Annotated in this window: 11 protein-coding genes and 1 tRNA gene; 7 read left to right on the top strand and 5 right to left on the bottom strand. The window is 53.4% G+C overall.

Annotated features, from left to right (window positions below; translation table 11 throughout):
• Positions 1-322: hypothetical protein (locus tag HALA3H3_RS09815; protein WP_238326078.1), on the top strand; the 322-nt coding region annotated here is incomplete at its 5' end.
• 142 nt (positions 323-464) lie between these two features.
• On the opposite strand, the gene HALA3H3_RS09810 is transcribed toward HALA3H3_RS09815, so the two are convergent.
• Positions 465-541: transfer RNA gene (locus HALA3H3_RS09810), tRNA-Arg, on the bottom strand.
• Positions 542-684: 143 nt separating this feature from the next.
• Between HALA3H3_RS09810 and HALA3H3_RS09805 the strand changes: the two genes are divergently transcribed.
• Entirely contained in the window at positions 685-1680 is a 996-nt protein-coding gene (locus HALA3H3_RS09805) for a TRAP transporter substrate-binding protein (RefSeq protein WP_022521381.1), read from the top strand.
• A 107-nt stretch (positions 1681-1787) separates the two neighbouring features.
• The gene (locus tag HALA3H3_RS09800) at positions 1788-2753 is read left to right on the top strand and encodes a LysR family transcriptional regulator (RefSeq protein WP_022521380.1); all 966 of its coding nucleotides are present in this window, start codon (positions 1788-1790) and stop codon (positions 2751-2753) included.
• A 14-nt stretch (positions 2754-2767) separates the two neighbouring features.
• On the opposite strand, the gene HALA3H3_RS09795 is transcribed toward HALA3H3_RS09800, so the two are convergent.
• A complete protein-coding gene (locus tag HALA3H3_RS09795; RefSeq protein WP_022521379.1) occupies positions 2768-4159 on the bottom strand; it encodes an FAD-binding oxidoreductase in 1392 nt (463 codons plus the stop codon).
• Positions 4160-4427: 268 nt separating this feature from the next.
• Between HALA3H3_RS09795 and HALA3H3_RS09790 the strand changes: the two genes are divergently transcribed.
• From HALA3H3_RS09790 to HALA3H3_RS09780, 3 genes are read left to right on the top strand one after another with little or no spacing between them, the layout of a single operon-like run.
• Entirely contained in the window at positions 4428-5465 is a 1038-nt protein-coding gene (locus tag HALA3H3_RS09790) for a TRAP transporter substrate-binding protein (protein WP_022521378.1), read from the top strand.
• Positions 5466-5492: 27 nt separating this feature from the next.
• On the top strand, positions 5493-5990 hold the full coding sequence (locus HALA3H3_RS09785) for a TRAP transporter small permease (protein ID WP_053857159.1): 498 nt from the start codon (positions 5493-5495) through the stop codon (positions 5988-5990).
• Positions 5987-7249: a TRAP transporter large permease gene (locus HALA3H3_RS09780; RefSeq protein ID WP_022521376.1), complete on the top strand. Its 1263-nt coding sequence runs from the start codon at positions 5987-5989 to the stop codon at positions 7247-7249. Before HALA3H3_RS09785 ends, HALA3H3_RS09780 begins: the two co-directional genes overlap by 4 nt.
• 104 nt (positions 7250-7353) lie before the next feature.
• On the opposite strand, the gene HALA3H3_RS09775 is transcribed toward HALA3H3_RS09780, so the two are convergent.
• From HALA3H3_RS09775 to HALA3H3_RS09765, 3 genes are all read right to left on the bottom strand, one after another.
• Positions 7354-7575, bottom strand: coding sequence for a hypothetical protein (locus tag HALA3H3_RS09775; protein WP_022521375.1), 222 nt, complete (start codon positions 7573-7575; stop codon positions 7354-7356).
• A 104-nt stretch (positions 7576-7679) separates the two neighbouring features.
• The gene (locus HALA3H3_RS09770) at positions 7680-8726 is read right to left on the bottom strand and encodes a GlxA family transcriptional regulator (RefSeq protein WP_022521374.1); all 1047 of its coding nucleotides are present in this window, start codon (positions 8724-8726) and stop codon (positions 7680-7682) included.
• A 263-nt stretch (positions 8727-8989) separates the two neighbouring features.
• Positions 8990-9478 carry a TRAP transporter large permease subunit gene (locus HALA3H3_RS09765; RefSeq protein WP_022521373.1) on the bottom strand — a complete coding sequence of 163 codons (489 nt, stop codon included), beginning with the start codon at positions 9476-9478 and terminating at the stop codon, positions 8990-8992.
• A 104-nt stretch (positions 9479-9582) separates the two neighbouring features.
• Between HALA3H3_RS09765 and HALA3H3_RS27335 the strand changes: the two genes are divergently transcribed.
• On the top strand, positions 9583-10026 hold a 444-nt coding region (locus tag HALA3H3_RS27335; protein WP_238326076.1), incomplete at its 3' end, for a transposase.

Raw genomic sequence — 10026 nt, 5'->3', positions numbered from 1 at the left:
ATCGATCCACGCCATCCTGACCGACAGAACAAACAGCCGGAGGCCACCGTTCATGCGCATTGACGACATGAGCATCGACCAGTTGCTGGAACTGAATCAATACATCTGCCGGCGAATTGATGAACTGCGTGACCGGGAGAACCTCCAGGCGCTGAGCCAGTTGCGGGTGGGCCTGAAAGTGACCTTCGAGAGCCGGGAAGGCCCCGTGCTGGGGATTGTCACCAAGATCAACCGCAAGAGCGTGATCGTGCTGGATGAGGATGGCAGGAAGCAGTACAAGGTCTCGCCGGAGTTATTGAGACCTCTCCGGGACGTGAAGTAGGTCAACTACGTCTTGGAATGAACGCTTACGCTTCGCCTCCATTCCGTAGCTTAGCGGTGTTATATCAGTCTCCCCTAAAAGGTCGAGCAGCCAAAACTAAAAAAGAGGCCCACGATTTCTCGCAGGCCCCTTTTCTGATATTTGGCGCGCCCGGCAGGATTTGAACCTGCGACCCTCGGCTTCGGAGGCCGATACTCTATCCAACTGAGCTACGGGCGCTTGTGGGTGCGTATCGTAACTGTGCGGGGGCGCTGTGTCCAGCCGTATGGCGCTTGAGTCCTTTGGTCAATTGACCGTTTTCCCTGGTGTGGTGCATGCTTTGGGAGCACTTCTGCACCTTAGTCCATTGGGAACACAATAATATGAAAACATTTGCACGTAGCACGCTGGCTCTGGGCATCTCACTGGCGCTGGTGAGCGCCGCGAACGCCGCTGATTTTGCGGATATGGATCCTGTCACCCTGCGCTTGGCTCACGTGGTCAATGAGCAGGATGGTTTCCACATTGCCGCCACCAAATTTGAAGAGCTGGTAGAAGAGCGCACCGACGGCAAGGTAGATATCGAGATTTATCCCAACGCCACCTTGGGTGACGAACGCACGCTGCTGGAAGGCATGCAGATCGGCACTGTGGATATGGGCGTGATCACCAACGGGCCGGTGGCCAACTTTGTCGAAGAGATGGCGGTATTCGAACTGCCGTTCCTGTTCCCCTCCCCGGAAGCCGCTTACGAAGTGCTCGATGGCCCGATTGGCCAGGAGTTGCTCGACAAGCTTTCTGAGGTGAACCTGAAAGGCATGGCCTACGCCGAACGCGGTTTCCGCAACCTGACCAACAGCGAGCGTGCCGTAAACTCGCCGGAAGACCTGGACGGCCTACGCATCCGCGTAATGGAGAACCCGGTCTATACCGACACCTTCCGCGAGCTGGGCGCCAACGCGATTCCCATGGCGTGGACTGAAGCGCTCACCGCCATGCAGCAGGGCACTATCGACGGCCAGGAGAACCCGGTGAACGTGATTCACTCGTTCAACCTGGATGAAACCCAGAACTACATGACTCTCTCCCGCCACACCTACGCCCCAGCAATTTTTGTGATGGGTATGCCCGCCTGGAACCAGCTACCGGAAAACGCCCAAGAGGTACTGCTAGCGGCGGCACAGGAAGCAGCGGAGCATGAGCGCCAGGTGAACGCAGAAATGGAGAGCGAACAACTGCAGGCCCTGCGCGATGCGGGCATGGAGATCAACGACGATCCAGATATGGAAGCCTTCCAAGCCGCTGTGGCGCCGGTATATGAGAAGTACGGCGAACAGTTCGGTGATTACCTGCCGCGCATCCAGGAAGCGCTCAAGTAACTCGCTTCCCATCGAGGCAAGCCCGACATTAGATCAAGCGCTTTTACAGCAGTGGCTGAGGGCTGTTCCCGCGTCGGGACGGCCCTTCCAACCAAGAGACACGCCTGATGGCTGACACCACCCATACGAAGCTGGCGAACAGGCTCAATAAGATAAACCTCAATTTACTATTGGTTTTTCACACGCTGTATTGGAAAAGGAGTTTGACGCTCACCGCACAAGCGCTCTGCCTGACGCAGCCGGCCGTGAGCCACTCGCTGAAAAAACTCCGCCTGTTAATGGACGACCCGCTTTTCATCAAGACGTTGGAGGGCATGCAACCGACCCCGCTTGCCCGGCAGATGGGTGCCGCCGTAGCCAAAGGGCTGTTCTATCTCGATCAGGCAGTCCACAGCAATAACGAGTTTTCGCCCGCCACATCAAAGCGGGAGTTTCGTGTCAGTTTGGTGGACTATGTCAGCCAACAGCTGCAACCCAAGCTTATCCAGCACTGTTTGGAACACGCGCCCGATTTGTGTTTCAACATGCTCTCCACGCGTATCGCAAGTGCAGAGGGTGCCCAGCAAGTCCTTCAAGAGCACGATATCGACCTGGCGGTGGTGCAGTTCGAAACCTTGCCGCTCACTTCTCATCATGAGTACCTGTTTGACGATGTGATTGGCTGTGTGGGTGATGCGACATTTCATGGCGAGAGCAGTGCCATTACCCTTGAGGCTTTTTTAAACTCCCCCCAGGTCGCTTTGTCACATCGTGAGGACAGCCCGCTGTTAATTAATGAAAAACTGAGGGAGTTGGGGTTAGAGCGGAAAATCGTCGCCAAGACGCCCTACATCAATCCGCTGCAGGAAATATTGGTGTCCACAGCACTGCTCTGCGTGGTGACAGAGAGCGCGGCCAGGGTCATTTGCCGCAACAATAGCTTGAAGTTCTACGCTCTGCCCCTGGACGTACCGGCGTTCAAAGTCTGCCTGTGCTGGGATGAAAGGAAGGATCATGATCCTGGCATACACTGGTTGCGGCAATTAACCCGGGAGCTGATGACACCAGCCCCCTCCGCACTGGGCGACCTGTAATCAAACCGCCAAACTCACTCCACCGCCACGACTTTGCCTCGATTCAACAGTAGCTTGGGATCCAGTGCGACTTTCATGCGCTTCATTAAAGCGATCTCCTCGCTGGAGCGGGAAATATTTAGGTAATCGCGTTTTTCGAGACCAATGCCGTGCTCGGCAGAGATCGAGCCGCCGTACTCTTTAAGGGGCGAGTAAACCAATTGCTCAACTTGGCGGCGGCTCTGCGAGCTGTCGTCGCGCACCGTGATCATGATGTGCAGGTTGCCATCGCCAAGATGGCCGAACACGATCATTTTTCCTGTTTGGGGAAACTGCGCCTTGAGGTTTTGCTCCAGGGTATCAACGTACGCGTCCATATGGGGAATCGGCAGGCTGATATCATAGGAGAACATCGGCTTCAGCTGGTGCACCAGCACTTCGATATCCTCTCGGATCGCCCAGATGCCCTGGCGCTGGGCACCGGAACTGGCTAGCACGGCATCGGTGATCAAGCCGTCTTCCATCGCCTTTTGCAGAATCTCGGAGAAATGCTCCGCATCCTGAGTGTCATCTAGCCCCAGGGTTTCGATGATCGCGTAGAAAGGCGAGTCGTCGGCCAGTGGGGGCGCGTGCTTACCGCTCTCGGTGGTCACCAGCTTGTAGTGACTATTCCACAACGCCTCGAAGGCGCTAAGGCTATTGGCGAGCTCTTGGGAGACCCTGCGTAACAGCTGGGTCAAGGCATCGAAGGAGGGCACCGCGACCAGCGCAGTTTGCTCGCTGGGCATATGTGGCTGCAGCCGGAGCACTGCGCGGGTGACGATACCCAGCGTGCCTTCGCTACCGATAAATAGCTGTTTGAGGTCGTAGCCAGCGTTATTCTTGAGCATTTTGTTCAGCGAGCTGACCACGGTGCCGTCGCTGAGTACGGCTTCCAGCCCCAGCACTTGCTGGCGCATCATGCCGTAGCGAATGACCCGTATGCCGCCTGCATTGGTGGCGATATTGCCGCCAATGGTGCACGAGCCCCGGGCGCCAAGGTCGAGCGGAAACTGCATATCGATCTCCGCCGCGGCTTCCTGCACACGCTGGAGCGTTACCCCGGCCTGAACCTGAATCGTAGAGCCGACCAGGTCGACCTCTTCGATCTGGTTCATCAGTTCAAGAGAAACCACCAACTCTTCAGGGCTGGCTTCACCCCCGTGCACAATGCCAGTCATGCCGCCATGGGTCACCACCAGCTGGTCGGCCTGGTAGCATAAGGCCATGACTTTGCTAAGCTGTTCGGTGTTGCGGGGCCTTACAATGGCCTTGGCACGACAGGGCGCCCCGGTAAACCAGTCGACGCTACGCTGGGAGACATCTTCACCGAGCAGCACGCCTTCTGGGCCGACTACCGCTACTAGGTCGTTAAGCAACTTATCCATTGGTTATTCCTGTTTTAGCTGGCGTTGCCATGGGTAGCAAGACTTAGCCATCCACTAAGCCTTACAATTGCCTTCCAAGGCATTTAATCAATCGTAATGTTTGCAGGCTAGCGCTAACCATCACCACTCTCAAGCCCTAGATCTATAAAGATTTTTTGGATTACTATCGCGAATAGTGGAATGAAAATAAGTAATTTGCCCTGTTAGTTCGATGTGATATAGATGAAGCCCGCCAAGACAATAAGAACAGCCACCACTAGGAGATAATGTGAATCACAACGCCCGCTTCACCGCTCACGCCGCATCCTGTTATACAAGTAAATTCAAACAGTTAAACTTGACATTGATATGCGCTGGCCTGCTTGGTTTACCGCTTATGGCCCACGCCGAGGAAATAACGCCTACCAATCTGCGCTTAGCGACCGTGGTAAATACAGAAGATACTTACCATATCGCCGCCGAACGCTTTCAGCAGTTAGTCAGCGAACAGACCGACGGCGCGGTCTCTGTCGAGATCTTCCCCAACGCTTCTCTGGGAGACGAGCGCACCATTCTGGAAGGCATGCAGATCGGCACCGTCGATATGGGCGTGATCACCAACGGGCCCGTGGCCAACTTCGTTGATGAGTTCTCGGTGTTTGAGCTGCCTTTCCTCTTCCCTACCGCCGAATCTGCCTACTCCGTGCTGGATGGTGAGATCGGCCAGGAAATACTGGGCAAATTAGAGGATGTGAACCTTAAAGGGCTGGCATTTGCTGAGCGCGGCTTTCGCAATATCACCAATAGTCAGCACGCGATTAATGCGCCCCAGGATCTCGAAGGCCTGACACTGCGCGTCATCGAGAACGAGGTCTATGTGGATACATTCCGGGAACTTGGCGCCAATGCCGTGCCCATGGCGTGGACAGAAGCGCTGACCGCCCTACAACAAGGCACGATTGATGGCCAGGAGAACCCGGTTAACGCCATCCATGCCTTTAACCTGGCGGAAACCCAGGACTACCTCACCATGACGCGGCATATCTATGCGCCAGCGATCTTCATTATGAGCTTACCCACCTGGAACGGCCTTCAAGAGGAGGTTCAGGAGATCGTACTTGATGCCGCCAGCGAAGCTTCTAGCTATGCCAGAGAACAAAATGCCATCATGGAAGCCGAGCAGTTAGCCGAATTAGCTGAGGCAGGTATGGAAATTAATGAGTCGCCCGATATCGCCGCATTTCAGGAAGCCGTTGCCCCGATGTATGAAAAGTATGGTGATCAGTTCGGCGACTATCTGCAACGCATCCAGGAGGAAGTGAAGTAAGTGCCCACTCACACGCATCCATTGGTAATGTTGCTACAGCGTACTGAACGCTTTCTGGACGCCATTCTACAGCCCGTGGTCTTTGCGGGCATGGCGGCGCTGATTGGGGTGATTACCCTGCAGATCGTCTCCCGGGTGCTATTCACCGCGGTGGGCTGGACTGAGGAGGTCGCCCGCTTTCTGTTGGTATGGATCACCTTCTTAGCTGGCACCTTGGCGTTTCAGCGCGGGCGACACATTGCCGTGACCTTTGTGGTGGATGCCCTGCCTGGCCGCCTGCGCCAAATCGCCCGGCTTGCCGCCCTGCTGATTGTTTTGGCGTTTATGATCACGCTGATCGTGATCGGCTACCGCTATATGCAGGTACAGAGCTTTCAGAAATCCGCCTCGCTGCGGCTCTCGATGACCTACGTTTACGCGGTGATGCCGATCTGTGCGGCGATAATGGCCTGGTATGCAGTGGTGGATATCATTGAGCTGCTGCTTAACGGCGAGACGTCCCAGCCCCAGGAGGAGTCGCTATGACGCTGCTGCTGTTTGGGCTGTTCTTCCTGTTTATGCTGCTGGGCGTGCCAATTGCCTTTGCGATTGGCGCCAGCACGCTCTATGCCCTGTATCAATCCGGCGTGCCGCTGATGGTCGTCACCCAGCAGATGTTCCAGGGCATTAACTCCTTTGCATTGGTCGCTATCCCGATGTTTATCCTCGCTGGGGATTTAATGGCCCAGGGTAAGGTGAGCGAAAAGCTGGTCAGCTTTGCCGATTCGCTGGTCGGTTTTATGCGCGGCGGGCTCTCGGTGGTCTCGGTGATGGCGGGCATGTTCTTTGCGGCAATCTCCGGTTCTGGCGCCGCGACCACCGCAGCGGTGGGTTCCAGTCTGGTGCCTGAACTAAAACGCAAAGGCTATGACCCGGCCTCAGCAGCCAGCTTGATCGCCGCCAGCGGTACCATCGGGGTGGTGATCCCGCCCTCGGTGCCGATGATCATCTACGCGGTGATTGCCCAGCAGTCCGTTTCCAAGCTGTTTTTAAACGGTTTTTTGCCGGGTTTGGCGATGGGGTTAGGATTAATGACCATTGCCATTGCTCAGGCCTATAAGCGCCAGTACCCCAAAGGCACGCTGCTCTCGCTGGCAACCATCTGGACGACCTTTAAAGACGCCAGCTGGGGCTTGATGACGCCGGTGATTATCCTGGGTGGTATCTTCTCGGGCATCTTCACCCCTTCAGAGGCGGCGGTAGTGGCGGTGAACTACGCCATGCTGGTGTCGCTGTTTGTGTATCGTGACCTTAACCTGCCCCAGATTTATAAGCTGCTGATCCGTTCGGCGATGACCACCGCGGTGATTATGCTGGTGATTGCCATGTCGGCGGTGCTGAGCTGGACGCTCTCAAGCTGGCAAGTGCCTGGGGCGATTGCCCAGGCCGTGCTGTCACTGTCTACCAACCCTTACGTGATTATGCTGCTGATCGTGGGGATTATTCTGCTCACCGGGGTGTTTATTGAAACCGCCAGTGCGCTGATTATTCTTACGCCGGTGCTGCTACCGCTGGTGCTGCAGTTGGGGATTGACCCGATCCACTTTGGTTTGATTATCGTGGTAGGGCTCTCCATCGGCATGATTACCCCGCCGGTGGCGATCAACCTCTATGTGGCCTCTTCGATTACGCAACTGCCGCTGGAGCGAATTACACGCGCGATCATCCCTTACCTGCTGGGGCTGATCGGGGTGCTGCTGTTAGTGGTTTACGTGCCGATTATGTTGGGTTGGTCGGGCAGTTAACCGCAAATAAGCGTTCAACAAAGACCCAGCACTTTAGCCAGTGTGCTGGTAGCCACTTAGCGGGCAACGCGTGTAGCTCCTCGCTCACCTTTGCGCCCATAACATTAGCGCGGCGCCATATCCTGGCAGTGGCCAGTCTCTTCAGGGAGTTCAGGGAGCAACACCACCTGAGCTCCCCAAGGGCAGCGTTTTGTTGGCTTAGGGGAGTCAGTCTCATCGTTTTCCGCTGCGCCGGTATTGGCGCCTTCCTCGTCAACTGCTATTTCAGCTTTGTTGATCAGATTGTAGTACCAGCGCAAACGAGTGGCATTGAGTTTGCAGTGCATAATGATCTCTAAAACCAAGGATATCGTCAGTGTATTCGCCGATGATTAGCTTGAGTAGCTGGGATTATTTGATCCCTTACTGCTTTGTGACGAAGCGCGCTAATTTAATAGCTTTGAGATTGGCAATATTTTCTAAACTGGCCGGGAGTAATGTTGAAAAGCTGGCTAAAACAGCTATGAAAATGAGAAATGCTCACAAACCCCGTCGCTAAGGCTATTTCAACGACAGTTTTATTGGTCTGTTGAAGTAACTGCCGGGCGCGTGTTAAACGTAGCTCCATATAATAGCGAGACGGGCTCGCGCTCACGTAGTGACAAAACAAGCGCTCTAACTGGCGTCTCGAAATATCAACCCATCTAGCAATTTCCGATATAGACAAAGGCTCTTCAATATTATTTTTCATTAGCTGTAAGGACGTCTTTAGCTTTTCTGGTAGCGCGTGATTTTGATCAACCGAAATAGTAGATATATCAGGCGAATCCAACCCTTTATCGCAGCTAAGCATCTCTTCCACGGCGCTCGCAACCTCATTACCGCAATCCGCTCTTACTACCTCTAGCATCATACTTAAAGAGCTACTGGCGCCTGCACAGCTCAGCCGATTACGGTCTACAATAAAGCTTCGGGTCGATACAGATACTTCCCTGAATGCTTCTAGCATCATTGCTCGCCCATCGGGGTGATAGGCGCACTGATAGCCATTTAATAAACCGGCCTCAGCAAGAAAATAAGCACCGTTCCACAACCCGCCAAGCGCTACTCCCTTGCTACTGGCAGTTCTCAGTTTATTTCTTATAAGCGCTGTAGATATGGGCCTCACACGAAGACCGCCACACACAATTAACATGTCTATTTGTGAGGCATTTATGTCAAGCGCCGATAGAGAGGTTTCATTCTTTACTTCTATACCCAGGTCAGAAACAGTAGCTCCCTCTTCACAGCCCACCACTAGCACTTCATAAATCTTTTTAGACCTCATTAAATTAGTTGTTATCAATGCATCAACGGCTCCTGTAAATGCCATCAAAGAGAAATTTTCAAGCAGCAAAAAAGCAACTCTTCTAATTTCCGCATTAGCAACCGATGAGTTTTTTGGCTCGAGATAAGCCATATTTTTATTCTTAAATAAACTTGGAAATTTATCATTCACATCAAGACCTCTCGTAATAGCCACCACCAAGCACATCAATATAAAAAACAATAAAATAAGGGCAGTTATGAAGCTAGATCACGAATAGCATCCTTTCTCTTGATAGAATATCAAAACCTCTCTAACCAAGAAGGAAAAAATAAAATCAAGTACTATTCAATAACTTTCATCATATTCATGGCTACCCTATTTAAATAGTTTAAACTTTCGGCGAGAGACATTAGAGGTATTTTCACATCTGCAGAAATTTTCTCAAGCAAGCATCAGTTCACGTAGCCAAGTAATCGTGGCAAATAAAGCGCTAGTGGCGGCCAATAGGTGGTGATCAGCATCACCGGGAGAGCGGTAAATAGCATCAAGCTCAGTGCGGGGCGGATCGCTTGAGATACACCAACCTCGGTGACTTGGCACGACATGAAAAGAATCGGTGCCATGGGCGGGCTGTTGCAGCCAATCACCACACTAGTGCCAATTATCGCTGCGAAGTGGATTGGATCAATCCCGAGCTGTGCTACTACTGGCACTAACAAAGGGCTGGCAATCGCGATCACGCTCACATCGTCCATAATCATGCCGATCATGATTAGGAACACATTCACCATCAGTAGAATGACAATCCTGTTCTCAAATGTGTCCAGCAGGAAAGTGGTCAACTGCTGGGGTACACCTTCTAGAGTGAGGATACGGCTGACAATAAACGAGAAAAATAGAATGATGATGATGATCCCAGATGTCGTGGCAGCAGCCACCATACACTCTAGCCTGGATTTCTCACAGGGTATAAAAGAAAGCGGCTGAAAGTGCTATGATTTCAAGAACCTAACCAATCCATCAAGCACCAACAGCCGCTTCCAAAATGGTACCTGAAAAGCTGACCTTCTCGCCACTCTCACGCCGCCAAATTGAAGCCGACTTCTCCGGGGGCCACATCACGTCGGACGCCGGATTACTCCTGCTTCGTGAAGTCGATAAACACCATCGCCTGACACGCCGCTTGGCCACCGTGCTTCATGATCCCCGCGCACCGGAACAGCTTCGTCATAAGCTCGACACTCTGGTTCGTCAGCGGGTGTTCGGTGTCGCCGCTGGCTACGAAGATTTCAACGACCATGAGGCCCTGCGCTATGATCAGGCCCTCCAGACAGCGCTCGGTGAAGAGGATACGCTGGCAGGCAAGTCAACGCTGTGCCGGGTGGAGCAGAACGCCGATCGGCAAGCAATAGTGAAGGCCCATGAGTTGCTGTGGCATCACTTCATTGAACAGCATGACGAACCACCAAAGGAGATCGTGCTGGACTTT

Origin of the sequence: Halomonas sp. A3H3, assembly GCF_000982975.1 — a bacterium.
In the GTDB taxonomy this organism is placed as follows: Bacteria; Pseudomonadota; Gammaproteobacteria; order Pseudomonadales; family Halomonadaceae; genus Vreelandella; species Vreelandella titanicae.
The sequence above is the reverse complement of the archived record's forward strand: the minus strand, read 5'-3'. Positions and strand labels throughout refer to the sequence as shown.

Bases quoted from the DNA above. Each gene is read 5' to 3' on its own strand.
- HALA3H3_RS09765 (WP_022521373.1), bottom strand. From the start codon at position 9,478: ATGGTGGCTGCTGCCACGACATCTGGGATCATCATCATCATTCTATTT.
- HALA3H3_RS09780 (WP_022521376.1), top strand. From the start codon at position 5,987: ATGACGCTGCTGCTGTTTGGGCTGTTCTTCCTGTTTATGCTGCTGGGC.
- HALA3H3_RS09795 (WP_022521379.1), bottom strand. From the start codon at position 4,159: ATGGATAAGTTGCTTAACGACCTAGTAGCGGTAGTCGGCCCAGAAGGC.
- HALA3H3_RS09775 (WP_022521375.1), bottom strand. From the start codon at position 7,575: ATGCACTGCAAACTCAATGCCACTCGTTTGCGCTGGTACTACAATCTG.
- HALA3H3_RS09805 (WP_022521381.1), top strand. From the start codon at position 685: ATGAAAACATTTGCACGTAGCACGCTGGCTCTGGGCATCTCACTGGCG.
- HALA3H3_RS09800 (WP_022521380.1), top strand. From the start codon at position 1,788: ATGGCTGACACCACCCATACGAAGCTGGCGAACAGGCTCAATAAGATA.
- HALA3H3_RS09785 (WP_053857159.1), top strand. From the start codon at position 5,493: ATGTTGCTACAGCGTACTGAACGCTTTCTGGACGCCATTCTACAGCCC.